The sequence below is a fragment of the Vibrio makurazakiensis genome (assembly GCF_050337375.1).
Taxonomy (GTDB): domain Bacteria; phylum Pseudomonadota; class Gammaproteobacteria; order Enterobacterales; family Vibrionaceae; genus Vibrio; species Vibrio makurazakiensis.
Genome location: NZ_JAKJSW010000080.1, coordinates 1 through 18,542, shown reverse-complemented (window position 1 = coordinate 18,542; position 18,542 = coordinate 1). Strand labels below are relative to the sequence as shown.

The window sequence follows — 18,542 nt, the reverse complement described above, 5'->3', positions numbered from 1 at the left end:
TGGTTTCACCATGCAAGACCTTGTGTCTTATAAGCTTATGCTTATAAGACACAAGGTCTTGCATGGTGAAACCATCATGAYACGTGATGTAGTTAACCGTTAGTTTGTATGGCCAATGTGCAGCACTATAGATGTCTCGTGATCCCATTAAGCGAGTCGCAAACTCTTTCAGGTAGCCGTGATCCCCTCGCCAAAAGCTACGGGTAATGTCACGAAGCTTGTCGTTACACTCGTTCCAGCCAAGTGGAAAGTTACCCACCTKATAACCGTTTGGCCCAATGTCCCACGGTTCGGCAATCAACTTGGTTTCGCGTAGAGTTGGGTCTTGTGCGACAGCTTTAAAGAAAGCGGCTTCTGGGTTGTATTCGTCACCTTGTCGACCAAGTGTCGCGGCTAAATCAAAACGAAAACCATCAACTTTAAACTCACTAACCCAGTAACGTAGGGTGTCCATAACCAGGTTGAGTGCTGGTTGGTACGTTAGGTCAACAGTATTACCACAACCTGTGAAGTTAGCGTAATGGTGACCATGCTTAATATAAAATCGATGATCAAGCGCCTTTAAGTTGAAAGTCGTTCCGCCCTCACCACCTTCCGCAGTATGGTTATAAACCACGTCTAGAATCACTTCGATACCATTTCGGTGAAGCTCTCTAATGGCTGTTTTAAGTTCTACGACAGCATCTTTGTCGGCGTACCTTGGGTCTGGCACCATGAACAGGTATGGGTTATAGCCCCAATAGTTAACCATATCCATGTCAAGTAGATGAGGTTCATGCATGCACGCCGCTACTGGAAGAAGTTGTAACGAGTTGATGTTTTGTTCTTTGTAGAAAGCCAACATCTCAGGGCTTGCGAGCCCCATGTAACGGCCTTGGGTATGTTTTTCTACTTCTGGGTGAAGCTTTGAAAGCCCTTTTACGTGTGTTTCAAATAGAACTGTTTCTTCACGACTTATATTCGGGCCTTCAATACCTTGCCAATCGAACGAGTCGTCAGTCACAACACATTTCGCCATTAAGAAGCTTTTTTCATTAGTGTAGGGCGTGGTGTAGTGCAAAGGCTTATCTATTGCTTTTGCATAAGGGTCTGAAAGTAGTAATGGGCCTTGATCGGTTTTAACAATGTAGCCGTACCTCTGACCTGCTTGAATGCCTTCTACAAAAGTATGTTTAACACCGGCGTACTCGCTATCTAATGGATAGGTCTTGAATTCGTTATTTTCGTCGAATAAAGCAAGAGAAATCGACTTACATTCTGGGGAGTAAATAGAGAAATTACAGCCAGTGCTATTCAGCGTGGCTCCGAGTGGGTATGGGCGTGAAAGCAACTTAGTCATTGATATAGATTCTTGTTTATTTTTAACAACACGATTGAACTATAAGTAAAAAGCTTTGTGTGTTTAACGTCAAGCGCCTTAACTCATAAAAGTTATGTGTAATTAAATTACTTTTTCGGCGCAGTTATTAGCCAAAATATGATTGAAATAACACTTTGCAGCCAATTATTCGATCCATTTGCGGCCTACTCCCCCTTATTTAGGTGATCGAGGTCTATTTTACACCATTCTGTATATTTTCTACTCCTCTCTCATCCCCCCTAAATTTAATTGAGGTGGAGGAAGTCATCTTTGTCATCCTTTCTTAATATTCCCAGCGTTGAAACAAAATCTATTACCTCTCACTCGTTACTGCCATCACTGCCTTTGGCTGTCTCACCGAGAGCATAAGAAAAAACTAATAAATATAAATCGTCCTTAATGGAGTTAAGAATGAAAAAAGTAAGTTTAATCGCTACCGCAGTGGCGGCTTCGCTAGCAGCTGGTTCAGCATTCGCTGTTGATTTTAATGGTTATGTTCGCTCTGGTGTTGGCCTAAGTGGTGATGCAGGTGAGAACATTGGCTTTGAAAAAAGCAAAGTAGGTCGTTTAGGTAATGAAAACGATACGTTCTTTGAAGTTGGTTTAGGCCAGGAGCTGTATAACGAAGATGGTGTGAGCTTCTACCTTGACTCGCTAATTGCACACGCTGTTGATGGGAACAACGACTGGGAAGCTAGTGATTCAGCGCTCCGAGTTATCAACATTCAAGCAAAAGGCTTGATTGCAAGCGACAAAGACGCTGTCGTTTGGACTGGTAAGCGTTACTACCAACGCCGTGATGTTCATATTACCGATTTCTACTACCTAAACACTTCGAGCGGTGCTGGTGCTGGTATTGAAAACTTATCTGTGGGTGGCGGTAAACTGTCTACAGCAATCATTATGGACGCAGGCAAACAAGACAGCGGAACTGCTACATACGATTGGGTTGATGCAGATAGTGATGCGTCAACAACACCGGTATGGCAGCAAACTGGTTACGCTACTGAAGATGTGGATGCGTACACGTTAGACATTCGTTATGCAGGTATTAACCTTTGGGAAGATGCTTCTTTAGAATTAGCAGGTGCCTACAACTTTGCTAATGAGAAAAAAGGCCAAAAAGCTGTTGCGGACGACGGCGCGCTATTAACTGCGATTATGCAGCAAGGCATGGACTCAGGCTTTAACCAAACGGTTCTACAGTACGGTACTAGCTCTTACGCAGCACAAATGCCGGGCTTAGGCGGTGGTAATAACTTTGACCGTTCAGGTGTTAACAATGACGGTAAAGGTTTCCGCGTTCTAAACTGGGGTGTTGTGGGTCTAGGTGATTCTTGGGAAGTTGGCCACCAAGTAATGTTTGCAAGTGCTTCAGATATTGGTGAAAACAAATGGGATCAAGCATCTCAAGCTTATTCTGGTGTTAAAACATTCGACCATACTCTTGCGAACGTTGTTGTACGTCCAGCGTACAAGTGGAACAAGATCATGAAGACGGTAGCGGAAGTAGGTTACTACACTGAAGAAAAAGACAATGTTGATGCTGCGGGCTCTAAGTTCACACTAGCGCAAACATGGTCTGCAGGTTCTAGCTTCTGGGCTCGTCCTGAAATCCGTGTTTACGGTTCATACTTCATGGACCATGAAGGCGAAGGCTTCAGCGGTGATGATTCTGAATTCAGTGCTGGTGTACAATTTGAAGCTTGGTGGTAATACACAAGTTCAAATATTAGGATAATTTTTTAGCCGACCTTAGTGTCGGCTATTCTCGTTTTTATAATTGGAGTCTTTATGAAGTTGAAGAGCCTAGCGTTATTGWGCGGTGTATTACTGACGGGTTGCCAAAGTACACAAACGATCGATATTTCACAGCCAACCACACAAAGTGTTGCGACGTTAACAGCTGTTGATAGCCAAAAAGTATTGCTGCCTAGTTCGACTAAAATTTCCGTTTCAAATACGACACAGCGACTTGAAAATAGTGAAATCATCAGCCCAGTTGTGAAACTGGAACTTCCGATTTATCAAGGAGCTTTAGATATAGAGCTGGTGAGCTTTATTAATAAAGAAGTGTTCTCCCCTGTTGCAAATATTTACGATAATGAAGGGAACGTTATTCAAGCGATTACTGCGGATAACTTTCGTTATGAAAAGCCTAGGCTTGCGCATGGCAACCGATTAGTGACTGAGTTTTCATTCTTCCCACCAAACAATATCGAAGCGGCGTATTTAGTTATTTATACCACCGATGCCGAGCTAGCAGAGGTCACGGAAGTTATTCACCCAGCTCGCCTTGATGCTGAAGCGCGCGGAAATTATTTTCCCGAAGCGAAAGATATCCCAATCCCACACGGGCTAACGGGTGAGCTTCAAGTTGATATTACGCCTTACTCTACTGGTAGTTTTTTCAACTTGAACAGTAAAAAAGCACCAGAGCAAAAACAATCAGTGACGGCTGTGAAAAAAGCGCCTGTTACTGTTAGCCAAGATACCCAACAATACTTCCACCAAAGCATTCAGAAAGCAGTCGCTGAAGATAATATTTCTAAAGCATTAAGCTTATTAGATGAGGCAAAAGCATTAGGTGTTGAAGGTGCTCAAGAGATCTTCGTTCAAGCAGTAGAAAAGCGCTAATAGGCACTATTACCTAATTATCAACCTTGGTGTGATTTGACCCACTAAGGTTGATATAAGGCTTAGATGGATATGGAATGAAACAGAGGACAACGTTAATAATATTATAAGACGATACCGACATATCACGCTTGTAGTGGTACATATTGCATAGTTTAAATCTAATGGTGTAGGGTTAAGTACTGCATACTCAGTAGGTTTAACTCGATGGCTAAGCTCCCCCAGCTACAAAAAAGTACGACAATCATTGTTTCTCTTCTGTATCTCATCGCAACGTTGTCGATTACAGCTGCGCTTTTCATGTCCCATCAAGCCCACTGGTTTTACTTTTTAATTTACCCTGCCGCGATGCTTATTGCCCGCTTTCACCCTCAGAGTAACTGGCGCAATACAGCTGCTGTCGTTGGGATCATCATGCTTACGTTAGGAATCGCGATCGATCATGTGGTGATCGATGATATTGAAGAAGTGTTTATTTTAATCCCACTAAGTTATTTGATCCTTTACCCAGGCACTTTCCGACCTTTAGCTGTGACCTTTCTTATTTTGTTTTGCTACGGATTAAAGACAACAGAAGCGCAGCTTGATGAATTTATTGAAGATGCGCTAGAGCTTAGTGGAATCTCTTTCTTCGCGACTTTTATGGTCTATTACCAAAGAGCGTTAGCGAAAAAAATGGCCTTATTGAAAGTGGAAAGTCATACCGATTTTCTTACTCAACTCAGTAACCGTAGGCAGTTTTACGCTGATCTAGCCGAAATCAAACCCGGTTCCACTCAAGCTCAACATGCATTGTTGCACATTGATATGAATAACTTTAAATCGGTGAACGACCAGTTTGGCAATAAACATGGTGATAGTTTGTTGAAGGAGTTCTCTCAGTCTCTAAAGGTACTTAATAACGATAAAAGCGCCCTGTACCGACTAGGTGGTGATGAGTTTGCTATTGTTGTTACGGATCAGCATGATCTTGTGAGTGAATGCGAGAAAGTCGTTGAGCATATCCACGAAATCACTTCTAAAGGCCACTTCTTATTTAACCGTTCATTTGAAATTACGACCAGTATTGGCATTGCTTTGTTTGATGAAACTTGTGAAGCAACAGAGCACTGGTGCCACAATGTAGTTGTAGCGCTTAATAAAGCGAAAGCTATCGGCAGAAATGCAGTGCAGTGGTATGACGAAGCATTGAGTAAAGAGAGCGACTACCAGAACCGCATTGAGAAAGATCTTCATACCGCCATTGAATATGACCAGTTTTATATTGTGTACCAACCTAAAGTAAACTTTTCAGATGGGAAAATTGAAGATGTAGAAGCGCTTATCCGTTGGCGTCATCCCGAGTTTGGTCTTGTGCAACCGCTCAAATTTATTCCTATCGCGGAGCAAAATCATCAAATCATTCCGATAGGTCGATGGGTAATCGACAAAGCCTGCCAACAAGCTCAAATATGGAAAAACCAAGGTCGGTCAATCTCGATAGCGGTGAATGTATCTGCGGTTCAACTCGCCAATGATGATATTTTTGAAGTGGTTACGAGCGCGTTGAATCAATACCAATTACCGTCAAGCGCATTACAAATTGAAGTGACAGAAACCGCACTTATGGATCATCAAAATAAGATGGTTGAGACTTGCCATAAGTTGAGAGAAATCGGTGTGAAAGTCGCGGTGGATGATTTTGGTGTCTCTTATTCCTCGCTGAGTTACCTAAAGTACCTGCCGATTGATATCTTAAAAGTTGATAAAGCGTTTATCGATGATTGTGTATCCGATCAAAAAGATTTAGCGATTGTACGAACGATTATTCGTCTCGGTAAAGAGCTCAATTTACACATCGTTGCTGAAGGGGTGGAAGATGCCGAGCAAGAGCTTCTGCTCAGAAACGAAGGGTGCGATAAATATCAGGGTTTTTACTTTTCTAGACCAGTATCAGCCAGTCAGTTAGAGCAACTAATATAGCTTCTGAAGTTTTGATAATTGATGGTATTGCTCAATTAGAGTATCAATATCATCAATTGCTTGGGTAAGTGCTGCCACACCTTTTTTCGCTAGCTTCTTTTCGGATGACGTGAGTACCGCATAAGAACGGGAAATTTCTTCTTTATCTAAAATACTTTGATGCAAAGTGAGTTCTTTAAAGGTCAATAATCGGTTTTGAATGAAGCGGATTTCTTGAATTGCGTTTGCAGAAAACAATACATTCTTGATGCATGGAAAAGCTGTAGGGAAACTATTCTCAATTTTCAAAAGTAGATGTTCTTTTTCGCAATTTGCAACGTTCATTTTTGACCTGTTTATTCGTTCGTTTAGAAGTTATTGAAATTACGCGACTTATTTAAGGTTCGGCATCTTATCTATATGCATCTTTATGTAAAGACTTGCTAGTAAATATGGTCTGTTTATTGCAATCATTAGGTCATACCTGTCCTGTAAGGAGAGACCTATGTCACAAGAACCTATCGTTGAAGCACTGATTAAACGTCGTAAGTTAGGGGGGCTTTCTCAAGAAGAAGTGGCGTCCATTGCGGGCATGAGCCTGAAAACGTATCAACGGATAGAGCGAGGAGAAGCCGATATGAAGCTATCTCAATACCGCTCAATTGTTCGGACGTTGGGCTTAACGGATCTTGATGTTGTGTTAGATACATTAGACGTGTCTCAAGTGCTACCGTCGGATATCGCTGCGGCTAGCCGATTACTAAGTGATGATGCGAGAAAGTTGTTGGTTAAGTTGATCCTAAAAGTTCAGGAAGATGCAGGGAAAGATTAAGCCCACCACTCAAGCTTGTTGAAAAACTCGAAGTAAAAATAGCTTCAGAATTGGCGTTCGTGTACGGTCAATTGTCCCAAGCGAAATTTTCGAGATAGATAGCGGTATAAAGGTGAATGGAGTGGTAATATTCCTTTAAATTGATAAACACTGGAAAATCCGATGTCTGATTACAACGGCTCAAGTGCCAACTATAAGAAAAATGAAAGTGGCTACCGTGACAAGGCGCTTAAGCTATACCCTTGGGTTTGCGGTAACTGCGCGCGTGAATTTGTCTATTCGAACTTGCGAGAATTAACCGTTCACCATAAAGATCACGATCATACGAATAATCCTGAAGATGGTAGTAACTGGGAGCTGCTTTGCTTGTACTGTCACGATCACGAGCATTCAAAATATACTGATCATGATCGCTACGGTACTGAGATTAAAGCTGGACAAGACGAACATCAAACGGCGACTCATAACCCGTTTGCAGATCTGAAAGCTATGATGAAAAAGTAACCACTTACTATCAACATGAAGCTGACTTAGCCTAGTGTAGTCAGCTTCTATTAATTTAAACTTTTCCTCTTTAGCTTTATAACAAGCTCCCACCTTCCTCTTTTGATATCTATCCCTTAGTCTTCTCGACCTGTTCCAATATATGGAATGTCGTGTTTATAAATGACCATTGGGGTTCTTATCTGTTCGATTTCCTGAGATACTGGTGTTTATTCAACGGGTTTCCTTAAGTTTTTAAGGGAAACACCGTTAACGTATATATCACTATTAGTTGATTGCATATTCCATGGTTGGAATGGGTGTGGTGACTAACAAAATATAAGAACATTTRTGAGTACAATCGGAATTGCGATTGGTGCGACTGCGCTTTCGCTAGTACTGGTTTTTATCTGGTTGGTTTCTCTTTCAATGAGAAAGAAAAGGCTAGAACTAGAGCGTAAAGCGAGAGAAGTCGCTTACCGAAAAGCCATTGAAAAAGCAAAGCGACAGGAAAAGAAAGAGCGCTTATTTAAAGCGGAAACTGGCCATATCCCGACGATCCTATTTCTTGCCAAAGAAGCGGAGAGAACCAATATCAAAGAAGCTTTGTATTGGTATGAAAAAGCCGCGCAGGATGACAATATCAACGGCATGTTAGGTATTGTGCGCATTAGCGCTCGTAAAAAGGAAGACCTTATTTTGAAGGAGCAAGCGAATTACTGGAAAACCGCAATTAAGGGGTTAGAGGGTGATCAGCATGCTAAGTTTGAGATGGGTAAAGCGTTAGTTTTTGGTCGTGGGACGACAAAAAATATTCCTAAAGGCTATGGGCTGATAGAAGAGTCTGCAAATGCTGAAAACCTTGAAGCCATGATCTACATGGGTGAATGGAGTCTCTCTAGCGATAACTCTGAACGATCGCCAGAGGCATCAACCAGGTGGTTCAAGCGAGCAGCAAAAAAAGACAGTGTTGAAGGCAAGATTAAGCTTGGTTTGAACTATATCAATGGAATTGGAACGGCAAAAAATCATAAGCAAGGTTGCTACTGGCTAGAAAGTGCGGCTGAGCAATGCAGTGAAGAAGCTATGTTTCATGCTGGTGAAGCCTGGGCGGAACATGGTGAACACGGTAATTCGATTGCTTATATCTGGTTGTTTTTATCGGCTCATTTCGGCTATGAAAAAGCGAAATTTTCACGAGATAAAGTGGGTTCAAACTTAGGTGTGGATTCAGTCGTCGGTTTACAAGCTTTAGCTAAACCTTTAATGAAGAAATTGGGCAGCAATTCAGTGACCAAGCATTCCATTATTAAAGCTCTGAATAAGCTGTATAAGCGAGGCGTTCCACTGCCTAAGAAAGTACAAGATGATAAGCCTGAAGGTACAGAAGAGCAGGTTGAAGCTCTGGTTATTGAAAACAGTAGTACTGACGTTAGCTCAAAGGAATCCAGTACTGTTGAAACAAATAAAGAGCAGGATACGACTAATCTCGACTTTTCACAGTCTTCAGTCGATCCTATGCGTAAATGATGTATTAACGAATTAGGCTAATGCTTAACAATGAAAAAGCTCTATCTATTAGAGCTTTTTTTGTGTCTGTCGTTTAGGTCAGAGCTGAGTTCTTATATTAGTAGGCTTTAATGCCGTGTTGACGAAGTAGGGGAGGTAACACTCGATCAAGATCTACGATGTCTTCTGGGAAAACTTCGATAAGGTTAAAACCATGTGTTTGGTACACGTCGACGGTTTCTAAGCGCTTTTCTTCTGCGACAGTACCGTGATGATCTGTTCCCCAGTATTGAATATAGACTTTCCCCGACGGCAGATAAAAGTCGCTCATGATTTCATTTTCAATTGGAAGTGGGCGTTCATAGGCATGCACAACACCAGCCATATATAGCCAGTTATCTATAATTAGCTCACCCTTGGAGCGTACATAATGGCCGTCCAAGGTTCTATACTTAGCTTCAAACTTTTGTCTGAAGCTTGAAAGTGATACGTCGGTAGAATGGTTCTCAGCATCTTTACCCAAAAACTCGATGACGGATTGCTTTAAGTGTTTGTTGTGCACGATTGTGTCATGCCAAACGACAAACTGGCTTTGAGAGTGTTTATCTTCTCGTTGCTCACCACCTGCCTTCACTCCTATCTCTGTAATGTGCCAACCTTGATCATCGCGATAAATCCAACCAAGCTCATTAAGTAGCAAATTTATTTTCTTTGCACTGAGTTTAAAGGTCGCGGCGATTTGGGTTGCTGTCAGGCTCTTACCTGAAGTACTTAGAGCATCGATCAACAGATTCTCAGGCCAGACGATAAAGCTGCCGAACTTGGTGTGGTTAACGTATTCGCCGCCAAATTTTTCACCACGTTCTGTTAGTACCCATTTGTCTTTAGCGCGAACAATATATCCAGCGTGTTTTAGTTCGTTAAAAAGCTGTTTGGGTTCGATCTCTCGATTTTTAGCTAAAGCAGAAGTGGATAGCTTGTCTGACATGCTCTGTTCCTTATGAAGAATCATTACTTATAGTCGTAATGAAAAGAGTATTTGCAGATTAACACAATTAACGAATACGCCGTTTGAATACACTATGGGGTAATTGTTGTAATTAAATTACACAATGTTGATTCGAACTCATACTGGTGCATATAAAATAAGCTTTGAACGTCGTTCTGTTGAGCGTTTTAATATAACCCTTTTGGGTGTTTGATTTAAAGTGTGATTTCGATCGCTATTTATTTTCCTATGCTCAAGTGTTAAATGTGATATTTATCTCCTTTTGTTGGTATTTATTATCAATAAAAAGCGCGTGTAATTTATATTCAGGCAATTTATGTGATCAAAGTTGTCATTGGATTGTGTGGGTTGTTGATTTGGTGTGATCAAGATCTCTTAAAGTGGCGGGGTGCTGCTTTCTGAAAAACTTGTGGTACATTTTTCCCAACTTTTGAGTACACACTTTCGGTCATTTGACCAACCAATACATTACGGGGTCTATCTATGTTATCACCAGAAGCGAAGATCAAAGTTCAAAACTTTGGTCGTTTCTTATCCAATATGGTAATGCCAAATATCGGCGCGTTCATCGCGTGGGGTTTCATTACTGCACTATTTATTCCAACAGGTTGGCTGCCTAACGAGACGTTAGCTTCAATGGTTGGCCCAATGATCACTTACCTATTGCCACTTTTGATAGGTTATACCGGTGGTAAGATGGTTGGCGGTGAGCGTGGTGCAGTTGTTGGTGCTATTACAACAATGGGCGTTATCGTTGGTACGGACATCCCAATGTTTATGGGTGCAATGATTGTTGGCCCACTTGGTGGTATCGCAATTAAGAAATTCGATGAAGCAGTTCACGGTAAAGTGAAGAGCGGCTTCGAAATGCTAGTGAACAACTTCTCTGCCGGTATCATCGGTATGATCTGTGCGATTATCGCGTTCATGGCGATTGGTCCTGCTGTAAAAGTACTTTCAGGTGCTTTAGCGGCTGGTGTGAATGTAATGGTTGAAGCTGGTGCGCTTCCTCTTGCTTCTATCTTTGTTGAACCAGCAAAAATTCTTTTCCTAAACAACGCAATTAACCACGGTATCTTCTCTCCACTGGGTATCCAACAGTCTGAAGAACTTGGTCAATCAATCTTCTTCCTAATTGAAGCAAACCCAGGTCCAGGCCTTGGTCTTCTTCTAGCTTACATGGTGTTTGGTAAAGGTAACGCGAAGCAGTCGGCGGCTGGTGCATCTATCATCCACTTCTTCGGTGGTATCCACGAAATTTACTTCCCATACGTGTTAATGAACCCACGCTTAATTCTAGCTGTTATCGCTGGTGGTATGGCTGGTGTATTCACGAACGTTGTATTTGCTTCAGGTCTACTGTCTCCTGCGTCTCCAGGTTCAATCATTGCAATCTTGCTATTGACTCCTAAGGCTTCATTCATTGGCGTTATCCTTTCAGTTATCGCAGCAACGGGTACTTCTTTCCTAGTTGCCTCTCTTCTAATGAAGACACAGGGCAACACTGACGAAGATGAAGCTTCTTTAGAAAAAGCATCTTCAGCAATGAAAGGCATGAAAGCGTCAGCTAAAGGCCAAGCGTCTAGTTCAACTGTTGAAATGTCAGCTGTGAATGCTATCTACGTGGCATGTGATGCAGGTATGGGTTCGAGTGCGATGGGTGCTGGTCTTCTACGTAAAAAAGTAGAGGCAGCAGGTCTAGATATCAGTGTTACCAACCTTGCTATCAACAACCTACCAGCCGATTCACAAATTGTTGTTACGCACAAAGACCTAACAGACCGTGCACGTAAACATGCAACGAATGCAATGCACATCTCTTTGAATAACTTCTTAGACGGTGACCTATACGACAACTTAGTGGCTGAGTTACTAGAAGCACAAAATGGTACTCCAGCGTCAGTAGTTGCAGTATCACCAGTAAAGGTAGAGCAAGATAACAAACTGTCTCTAACGAGCGACGCGATATTCCTAGGCTTGAAAACGACTGATAAACAATCAGCTATTAAGTTTGCAGGTGAGCAACTCGTTAAGCTGGGTAATGTTGCTCCTCAATATGTTGACGGTATGTTTGCTCGTGAAGAGTTAGTAACAACTTACCTAGGTGAATCAATCGCAGTTCCACACGGCACAATCGAAGCAAAACAGTACGTACAGAAGACTGGCATCGTATTCTGCCAATACCCAGAAGGTATTCAGTGGGGTGAAGAAGCGGATGATATCGCTAAGCTTGTTATCGGTATCGCAGCACAAGGTGATGAACACAACATGGTTCTAATGGCAGTGACGAATTCACTAGATGATGATGAGTCGATTGAATGCCTGAAAACTACATTAAACCCTCAAGATGTACTTCGTATTCTTAATGGTGACCAACTAAGCAATATTGCTTAAAGCTCCTACTAACGAAGAGGTCAGTGTCCCCCCACTGACCTCACATTCGCCGGTTTTTAGATTGCTGTCGTTAAAGAGGCTTCAACAAGGCGAAACGTAAACAGTCTGAATAGCTTACTACTTAATGCTGATTTCACATTATAGACAGCTTGTTATGAGTAGTTAGCTATCAAGATTCAAATATTTATAAGGTCACAAATTATGAAAGCGTTACATTTTGGTGCAGGGAATATCGGTCGTGGTTTCATTGGTAAACTACTCGCAGACGCAGGTATGAAGGTAACTTTTGCTGACGTAAATGAAACGGTTGTTAATGCACTTATTGAGCGTCAAGAGTACCCAGTAAAAATAGTGGGTGAAGAGTGTGTAGTCGAAACAGTTAAGAATGTTACAGCGGTGAATTCAGCAACAAGTGCTGTGGTTGATTGTATTGCAGAGTCTGATTTGATCACGACAGCGGTTGGCCCAACAGTGTTGCAAATTATCTCTAAGTCGATTGCTCAAGGTATTGAAAAACGTGCTGAAAACCATAACACAGCACCGATGAATATTATTGCTGCAGAAAATATGGTTCGTGGTACAAGCCAGCTAAAAGTTGCAGTTCTTGAACACCTTTCTGATGAAATGAAAGCGTTCACCGAAGAATTTGTTGGCTTTGTTGATTCGGCAGTTGACCGTATTGTACCGCCAGCTGAAGCGGGTGAAACTGACCCTCTAGCAGTCACGGTTGAAACGTTTTGTGAGTGGATCGTAGACCAAACACAATTTAAAGGTGAGATCCCAAATATTCCTGGTATGGAATGCACAGATAACCTAATGGCGTTTGTTGAACGCAAGCTGTTTACGTTAAATACCGGCCACCTTGTGACGGCATATTTAGGTGTATTAGCGGGTCATGAGACGATTAAAGACTCAATCGAAGATGGCGCGATTCGCTCTGAAGTTAAAGCAACGATGGAAGAGAGTGGTGCGGTTCTTATTAAACGTTACGGCTTCGATCCAAAAGCTCATGCTGCTTATATTCAAAAGATATTAGGTCGCTTTGCTAACCCGTTTTTACGTGATGAAGTTGACCGTGTAGGCCGACAGCCTATTCGTAAACTAAGCCCGCAAGATCGCTTAATTAAGCCTCTTAATGGGACTCTTGAATATGGCTTACCAAATACGCATTTAGTGAAAGGAATTGCAGCAGCTTTTCACTACAAGAATGAAGACGACCCACAAGCGGTCGAACTTCAAGCAATGTTTGAAGAAAAAGGCTTTGCTGAGACATTAGCACATTATTCTGAGCTGAATAGTGACTCAGAAGTTGTTAAACTAGCGGAAGAAACTTATTTAGCATTAAAATGATCAATCATAAAAGTGCCACTCCAGTGGCACTTTCTTTTTGTAGAGCCTATATGCCAATACATCCTAGCCATGAATCTGAATTACTTGAAGCCTTGTCTGAGGCAGAGAGTGCTGGCGCGTGTCTTATGGCAGCTTACGATGCGGTAGATGATACGGTCGATGTGCTACTAAAGAACATATTCCAGAAAGATGATACTGCAGTAAAGTTTGTCGTGGAGCCTCTCTTAAACAGTGGTGGTCCGCTGGGTGAGATTATGGTTCGAGCTAAACTATTGTTGGGTTTAGGCGTAATAAGTAAAGACTTATACGATGACCTAGAGATTTTTGTCACCTTAAAGGAATGGGCAAAAATTCAAGGCGAAGACACCAATTTTACCGATGTCGATGTGCTGTTTGAGCTTAATAAAGTCAACGCGATTAAGCGAATTATGCCAATTGAGTATGACGAAGAAGTAGTGAAAACAATGTCTGGGCCAATGCTTGATATGTTTCTTGCTCGACACAATCAGAAAGTCCAATCGACGATCGTGTTAGCCATTACCGATATCGTAAATACTCTTTGTAGAGATAACGCGCTTACTTCTTAACGCTTATCTTTTAACGCCTTTTAGCTGTGTATATTCCCCTCTAAGAAAACATCAGGACTCGTAAAGTACGAAGTCACGTATTGCTGTTAGCGACTTATCTTTCTATATATTTGATACAAAATTTCAGATACAAAAAAAGCCACTGGAGTGGCTTTTTTATTTTCGTTTTTACAAACACGCTTTACACGCTAAACCTATTATAGGTCTTGAATGTTTTCAGCTTCTAGCTCAGTGAAGTACTTAAGAGTTTTAACTTTAAGTTCTTGTTGAGCTGGCTCATCAGCAACGATGATAGCTTTGCGGTGCATTTGAAGTGCTGTAACAGTCCACATGTGGTTTACAGAACCTTCGATAGCAACTTGAAGTGCTTGAGCTTTGTTGTGACCCATAGTTAGGATCATTACTTCTTCAGAATCTAGAAGAGTAGCAACACCGATTGTTAATGCGTACTTAGGTACTTGGTTCATGTCACCGTCGAAGAAACGAGAGTTCGCAATACGAGTTTCTTCAGTTAGTGTTTTGATACGAGTACGAGAAGCTAGAGAAGAACCTGGTTCATTAAATGCGATGTGACCGTCGATGCCGATACCGCCCATGAATAGGTTGATTTTGCCGTAAGAACGGATTTTCTCTTCGTATGCTGCACAGTGAGCATCGATGTCTTCAGCTTGACCGTCTAGCAGGTTGATGTTTTCTTCTTGGATATCAACGTGGTTGAACAGGTTTGTGTACATGAATGTACGGTAAGACTCAGGGTGGTTCGGGTCGATACCAACGTACTCATCCATGTTGAAAGTAACAACGTGCTTGAAGCTTACTTCGCCAGCTTTGTGTAGTGCGATAAGCTCTTTGTAAGTCGTTAGAGGAGTACCACCAGTCGGTAGACCTAGAACGAATGGACGATCAGCAGTTGGGTTGAATGCTTTGATGCTGTCTACGATATGACGAGCTGCCCATTTGCCTACTTGTGCCGCGTTGTTTAAAGGAATAAGTCTCATTTTTGTAGCCCCTAAGAAAAATAATTTATAGTGTGCTGAAACATTAATTCGCATTATAAAATAAGTTTTTGCGATCTGCTATTGTTTTAGGTCAATTATTAACATTTTATTTGAACAATAACGCATCAAAATCCGTAACCCTATGATAGTTAAGTCCCCTGAAAAGCAATCGATAGCCTAAATCATCGGTACGCTGTTTTTATCTTGTTCAGTTGGGTGATGTTTTGATTCGAAACTATAATAAAAATATTAGACATGACGTAATGTGAGAATGGCATGAGCTACCAAATAAACCCTAGTGACATTGTCGAGGCGTATACGCAAGTAATGACGTCGGGTAAGCCAACTCGCTATGGGAAGGAGCTTGAAGGCATTGAAGCTTGCCGGGAAAGGCATAATGGAAATATCTATTTAAGAGGTGTTGGGGTACAACTGACACTGAAAGATTGCCATGGCTATCATATTGATTACTCAGAACAGTCGTTGCGAGATGAGTTTTTACATCAAATCGAAAATTTGGCTGCTAAGTAATTTCAATGTGCTTTGATGGTGAATGTTACCGTACAAATAAATGAGCCCAACACCCCTTTAACTATAAAGAGTTGGAGTTATTGGGCTTATTGCTGAGCTTAGGGTTAGTCTTCTAACACAAGCTCTGGCTCATACTCTTCTTTAGCCATCTCACCACGTTTCCCGCCATTTAACGTGTGGAAGCGTTTTCTACCTCGTGCTAACTGAATGTACTTAAGCCAAACACGTTCTAATTTTGTTTTGGCTTTATGTGGGTACGAAAGGACTTTTAGAAAGTGCTTTTCTTCTGAATTTTCAGGTAAAAGCTCACCCGTTTCGAGACCAAGCATAGTGTCGCCAAACAAGGTTAGGATTTCTTCATCGACAAGAGTAAAATCACCAGACTTAGCGAATCCTCTTGGGAACTTTTTAGCGTCATAAAAGCGCTTTTTGCCATGACGGAATTCAGTTTCAGACATGTTAACCTCAGTATGTGGTTAGATTAATAACAGCGTTGTTTTTGCGTGAGTCAGCTTACTTACGCGAAAGTGAATTTGTTTACGCGAAAATATTGTTAAAAGGCAAAAATGAAAAACAAAACGTTTTTGTCCTGACGATAAACCAATCCTAGATCCGTTACTTTTCGGATTTATTACAGAGATGTTTTTGATGGACGTAAAAGTATTCAGAACTTTCCTTGAAGTTGCCCGAGTTCGCCATTTTGGGCGTGCTGCCGAAAATCTGTACCTGACTCAAGCTGCCGTAAGTGCTCGTATCAAGCAATTAGAAAGCTACTTCGATACTCAGCTTTTTATTCGAGATCGTAATAATATAAAGCTGACATCATCTGGAGAACGCTTAATCGGATACGCAGAAGTGATGGTGACAACACTTCAACAGGCGAAGTTTGAGCTTTCATTAGATAGCGGCAAAGCACTACAGTTAACACTGGGTGGAACTCCGAACATATGGGATGCGTATCTACAAAACTGTTTGAGCGTGGTGACAGATTCATTTGATGGATACGGATTTATGGCTGAAGTCATGGGTCGTGAACATTTAAACCGTAGCTTGCTAGAACGCACATTAGATATGGCTTTTGCTTTTGACCAAATCAAAGCGGAAGAGCTGAACTGCAAGAAAGTGGCAGACTTGGTTCTGGTACTGGTTTCGACTAAACCCGATGACCTCGAGAGTGTTTTTGAAAATAAATATGTCTATGTCGATTGGGGAACGCGTTTTGGTTCAGAGCATGCTGAACGTCACCCTAAAGTACCTGCGCCTTATTTACGTACTTCTACGGCACGTATCGCATTAGATTTTATACTAGAGAAGGGAGGAAGTGCGTATCTTCCTATTTCTCTTGTTGAGCCTTTTTTAGGTTCAGGACAATTGCATAAAGTTAAGGGAATTGAAGATTGGTATCGTCCTATTTATCTGAGTTACCGTAAGAGCAGCACTTCAGTTGAAGCGATTATGCAAGTTGAAGAGCTTGTTAAGGATATTGACCCTTCTAACGCCTATACACTTCAACAGGCTGCTGAAGCTTCACAAGATTAGTACCTCCTGTAACACTAGCGACTAATGTCGGTATCTAACATAGATGCGTTATTGGTGGGTTAGTGATTACAGTGCACTAGATATAGAAACAAAAAGGCAGCTTTTATTAAGCTGCCTTTTTACTGAATGCCTACTTCAAGAGCGTACAACTTGGCTGTATTAGGTTTGAATCATTGGGTTACAGGTTCATCAAGTTCTCTATCGACTCTTCTAAACTACTACATTGGTATGAGTGAATCTCTCCCCCTCCAATCGCATCAATGTGAACCATAGATATCCCTGCCTCATTTTGTGATTCAATGAGGCCGAGGGATTGTTCAACTGATTGGCAGGTAAGTACTTGTTGGTTTTTCAAAACAATACGACAGGTGTGCAGATCCATAGCCATTTTCCTTTTTATAGGTTAGCTCAAGTTCTATCCATGACTCGATACTAACCAGATTGACGTTGTTTTTAATAATTTGTATCTAGTAACTTTAGGTGAATTTTCTGAATGTGCTAATTTTTTATCATTGTTACTCATATTGAGTTCCGAAAATGGCTAACCTATTTACTATAAGCGAGTACACTTTTTCATTATCAAAGGTCAATGAGTTCAGTAAATGGAATCTACGCAGCAACAACTAACGGATGAGGAATGCCAAAAGGCTCGTTTAGCGCGCGACGCTCGTTTTGATGGGCGTTTTTATACTGCAGTTAAAACGACAGGAATATTTTGTCGGCCAATTTGCCCAGCGTCACCGCCGAAGGAAAAGAATGTTGAGTACTTCTCTAATCAAGCTTTAGCATTACAAGCCGGATACCGACCATGCTTACGCTGTCGACCAGATAGTGCGCCAACGTCATGGGCTTGGAAAGGTGTAGAAACAACATTTATTCGGGGTGTGACCTTGGTTGAACAGGGGGCATTACAGCAAGGTTCATTGTCGAACTTAGCTGAAAGGTTAGGTGTTTCTGACCGTTATCTACGTATTCTTTTTGATAAGTATGTAGGTGTGTCACCCAAAAAATATGCTCAATACCATCAATTAATGTTTGCCAAGCAATTACTGCACAACAGTTCTATGAGTATTGGTGATATTGGGTTTGCTTGCGGTTTTAACAGTATTCGCCGCTTCAATGATGCGTTTAAAAAAGTGTTGAAGCTGACACCTACTCAAGTGCGTAATGCCAAAAAAGAAACCAGATCTGGAAACCATATTGTACTGACGTTTAATGGCCCTCTAGATTGGGAGCATTTGCTGAATTTTTATCGTCGACGAGCGATCGATGGCGTTGAGGTTGTGACTGACACGAGTTATCAACGTAAGGTCATTGTGAATGGCAGCAAAGGGTGGTTTAAAGCAAGTTACCTTAGTCGTCAGTCCATAGA

General features: G+C 41.6%; 18 protein-coding genes. 12 read left to right on the top strand and 6 right to left on the bottom strand.

Going from position 1 to position 18,542, the window contains the following annotated elements:
• Positions 1 to 1,339 (bottom strand): alpha-amylase family glycosyl hydrolase (locus L4C33_RS11030; protein ID WP_428812485.1); only part of this gene is annotated, 1,339 nt, incomplete at its 3' end.
• A gap of 432 nt (positions 1,340 to 1,771) precedes the next feature.
• Between L4C33_RS11030 and lamB the strand changes: the two genes are divergently transcribed.
• The 3 genes from lamB to L4C33_RS11015 all read left to right on the top strand — a co-directional run bounded on the left by lamB (position 1,772) and on the right by L4C33_RS11015 (position 5,959).
• Positions 1,772 to 3,076 (top strand): maltoporin LamB, encoded by a 1,305-nt coding sequence (gene lamB / locus L4C33_RS11025; RefSeq protein WP_428812484.1) that lies wholly within the window; start codon positions 1,772 to 1,774, stop codon positions 3,074 to 3,076.
• 78 nt (positions 3,077 to 3,154) lie between these two features.
• A complete protein-coding gene (locus L4C33_RS11020; RefSeq protein WP_428812483.1) occupies positions 3,155 to 3,997 on the top strand; it encodes a MalM family protein in 843 nt (280 codons plus the stop codon).
• A 207-nt stretch (positions 3,998 to 4,204) separates the two neighbouring features.
• The gene (locus tag L4C33_RS11015) at positions 4,205 to 5,959 is read left to right on the top strand and encodes a putative bifunctional diguanylate cyclase/phosphodiesterase (protein ID WP_428812482.1); all 1,755 of its coding nucleotides are present in this window, start codon (positions 4,205 to 4,207) and stop codon (positions 5,957 to 5,959) included.
• Here the strand turns inward: L4C33_RS11015 and L4C33_RS11010 are convergent.
• Positions 5,951 to 6,283: a hypothetical protein gene (locus L4C33_RS11010; protein WP_428812481.1), complete on the bottom strand. Its 333-nt coding sequence runs from the start codon at positions 6,281 to 6,283 to the stop codon at positions 5,951 to 5,953. The two genes, L4C33_RS11015 and L4C33_RS11010, sit on opposite strands and share 9 nt — an antisense overlap.
• 160 nt (positions 6,284 to 6,443) lie before the next feature.
• Between L4C33_RS11010 and L4C33_RS11005 the strand changes: the two genes are divergently transcribed.
• The 3 genes from L4C33_RS11005 (at position 6,444) to L4C33_RS10995 (ending at position 8,783) form a co-directional block, all read left to right on the top strand.
• Positions 6,444 to 6,770, top strand: coding sequence for a helix-turn-helix transcriptional regulator (locus L4C33_RS11005; RefSeq protein WP_428812480.1), 327 nt, complete (start codon positions 6,444 to 6,446; stop codon positions 6,768 to 6,770).
• Positions 6,771 to 6,932: 162 nt separating this feature from the next.
• On the top strand, positions 6,933 to 7,274 hold the full coding sequence (locus tag L4C33_RS11000; RefSeq protein ID WP_428812479.1) for a YajD family HNH nuclease: 342 nt from the start codon (positions 6,933 to 6,935) through the stop codon (positions 7,272 to 7,274).
• Positions 7,275 to 7,613: 339 nt separating this feature from the next.
• The gene (locus L4C33_RS10995; protein WP_428812486.1) at positions 7,614 to 8,783 is read left to right on the top strand and encodes a tetratricopeptide repeat protein; all 1,170 of its coding nucleotides are present in this window, start codon (positions 7,614 to 7,616) and stop codon (positions 8,781 to 8,783) included.
• A gap of 97 nt (positions 8,784 to 8,880) precedes the next feature.
• On the opposite strand, the gene L4C33_RS10990 is transcribed toward L4C33_RS10995, so the two are convergent.
• Entirely contained in the window at positions 8,881 to 9,750 is an 870-nt protein-coding gene (locus L4C33_RS10990) for a glycerol kinase (RefSeq protein WP_428812478.1), read from the bottom strand.
• A gap of 504 nt (positions 9,751 to 10,254) precedes the next feature.
• On the opposite strand from L4C33_RS10990, the gene L4C33_RS10985 reads away from it, so the two are divergent.
• The 3 genes from L4C33_RS10985 (at position 10,255) to L4C33_RS10975 (ending at position 14,102) form a co-directional block, all read left to right on the top strand.
• Positions 10,255 to 12,165: a PTS mannitol transporter subunit IICBA gene (locus L4C33_RS10985; RefSeq protein ID WP_428812477.1), complete on the top strand. Its 1,911-nt coding sequence runs from the start codon at positions 10,255 to 10,257 to the stop codon at positions 12,163 to 12,165.
• A gap of 201 nt (positions 12,166 to 12,366) precedes the next feature.
• Positions 12,367 to 13,515 (top strand): mannitol-1-phosphate 5-dehydrogenase, encoded by a 1,149-nt coding sequence (locus L4C33_RS10980; RefSeq protein WP_428812476.1) that lies wholly within the window; start codon positions 12,367 to 12,369, stop codon positions 13,513 to 13,515.
• A gap of 50 nt (positions 13,516 to 13,565) precedes the next feature.
• Positions 13,566 to 14,102 (top strand): MltR family transcriptional regulator, encoded by a 537-nt coding sequence (locus L4C33_RS10975; RefSeq protein WP_428812475.1) that lies wholly within the window; start codon positions 13,566 to 13,568, stop codon positions 14,100 to 14,102.
• A gap of 197 nt (positions 14,103 to 14,299) precedes the next feature.
• Here the strand turns inward: L4C33_RS10975 and nagB are convergent, their stop codons facing one another.
• Positions 14,300 to 15,100, bottom strand: a complete 801-nt coding sequence (gene nagB / locus L4C33_RS10970) for a glucosamine-6-phosphate deaminase (RefSeq protein ID WP_428812474.1) — start codon at positions 15,098 to 15,100, stop codon at positions 14,300 to 14,302.
• Positions 15,101 to 15,376: 276 nt separating this feature from the next.
• Here nagB and L4C33_RS10965 point away from each other — a divergent pair, with 276 nt between their 5' ends.
• The gene (locus L4C33_RS10965) at positions 15,377 to 15,631 is read left to right on the top strand and encodes a DUF3081 family protein (protein ID WP_428812473.1); all 255 of its coding nucleotides are present in this window, start codon (positions 15,377 to 15,379) and stop codon (positions 15,629 to 15,631) included.
• 104 nt (positions 15,632 to 15,735) lie between these two features.
• On the opposite strand, the gene L4C33_RS10960 is transcribed toward L4C33_RS10965, so the two are convergent.
• On the bottom strand, positions 15,736 to 16,089 hold the full coding sequence (locus L4C33_RS10960; protein WP_428812472.1) for a MaoP family protein: 354 nt from the start codon (positions 16,087 to 16,089) through the stop codon (positions 15,736 to 15,738).
• A 190-nt stretch (positions 16,090 to 16,279) separates the two neighbouring features.
• On the opposite strand from L4C33_RS10960, the gene L4C33_RS10955 reads away from it, so the two are divergent.
• Positions 16,280 to 17,170, top strand: coding sequence for a LysR family transcriptional regulator (locus L4C33_RS10955; RefSeq protein WP_428812471.1), 891 nt, complete (start codon positions 16,280 to 16,282; stop codon positions 17,168 to 17,170).
• A gap of 178 nt (positions 17,171 to 17,348) precedes the next feature.
• On the opposite strand, the gene L4C33_RS10950 is transcribed toward L4C33_RS10955, so the two are convergent.
• Positions 17,349 to 17,552: a hypothetical protein gene (locus tag L4C33_RS10950; protein ID WP_428812470.1), complete on the bottom strand. Its 204-nt coding sequence runs from the start codon at positions 17,550 to 17,552 to the stop codon at positions 17,349 to 17,351.
• A 220-nt stretch (positions 17,553 to 17,772) separates the two neighbouring features.
• Here L4C33_RS10950 and L4C33_RS10945 point away from each other — a divergent pair.
• The coding region (locus L4C33_RS10945; protein ID WP_428812469.1) for a bifunctional transcriptional activator/DNA repair enzyme AdaA at positions 17,773 to 18,542 on the top strand (770 nt) is incomplete at its 3' end.

What these genes read in the sequence shown, in the direction of transcription:
- L4C33_RS10980 (WP_428812476.1), top strand. Translation starts at nt 12,367, where the DNA reads ATGAAAGCGTTACATTTTGGTGCAGGGAATATCGGTCGTGGTTTCATT.
- L4C33_RS10965 (WP_428812473.1), top strand. Translation starts at nt 15,377, where the DNA reads ATGAGCTACCAAATAAACCCTAGTGACATTGTCGAGGCGTATACGCAA.
- L4C33_RS11005 (WP_428812480.1), top strand. Translation starts at nt 6,444, where the DNA reads ATGTCACAAGAACCTATCGTTGAAGCACTGATTAAACGTCGTAAGTTA.
- L4C33_RS10950 (WP_428812470.1), bottom strand. Translation starts at nt 17,552, where the DNA reads ATGGATCTGCACACCTGTCGTATTGTTTTGAAAAACCAACAAGTACTT.
- nagB (WP_428812474.1), bottom strand. Translation starts at nt 15,100, where the DNA reads ATGAGACTTATTCCTTTAAACAACGCGGCACAAGTAGGCAAATGGGCA.
- L4C33_RS11015 (WP_428812482.1), top strand. Translation starts at nt 4,205, where the DNA reads ATGGCTAAGCTCCCCCAGCTACAAAAAAGTACGACAATCATTGTTTCT.
- L4C33_RS11000 (WP_428812479.1), top strand. Translation starts at nt 6,933, where the DNA reads ATGTCTGATTACAACGGCTCAAGTGCCAACTATAAGAAAAATGAAAGT.
- L4C33_RS10975 (WP_428812475.1), top strand. Translation starts at nt 13,566, where the DNA reads ATGCCAATACATCCTAGCCATGAATCTGAATTACTTGAAGCCTTGTCT.
- L4C33_RS10960 (WP_428812472.1), bottom strand. Translation starts at nt 16,089, where the DNA reads ATGTCTGAAACTGAATTCCGTCATGGCAAAAAGCGCTTTTATGACGCT.
- lamB (WP_428812484.1), top strand. Translation starts at nt 1,772, where the DNA reads ATGAAAAAAGTAAGTTTAATCGCTACCGCAGTGGCGGCTTCGCTAGCA.
- L4C33_RS10955 (WP_428812471.1), top strand. Translation starts at nt 16,280, where the DNA reads ATGGACGTAAAAGTATTCAGAACTTTCCTTGAAGTTGCCCGAGTTCGC.
- L4C33_RS10990 (WP_428812478.1), bottom strand. Translation starts at nt 9,750, where the DNA reads ATGTCAGACAAGCTATCCACTTCTGCTTTAGCTAAAAATCGAGAGATC.
- L4C33_RS10985 (WP_428812477.1), top strand. Translation starts at nt 10,255, where the DNA reads ATGTTATCACCAGAAGCGAAGATCAAAGTTCAAAACTTTGGTCGTTTC.
- L4C33_RS11010 (WP_428812481.1), bottom strand. Translation starts at nt 6,283, where the DNA reads ATGAACGTTGCAAATTGCGAAAAAGAACATCTACTTTTGAAAATTGAG.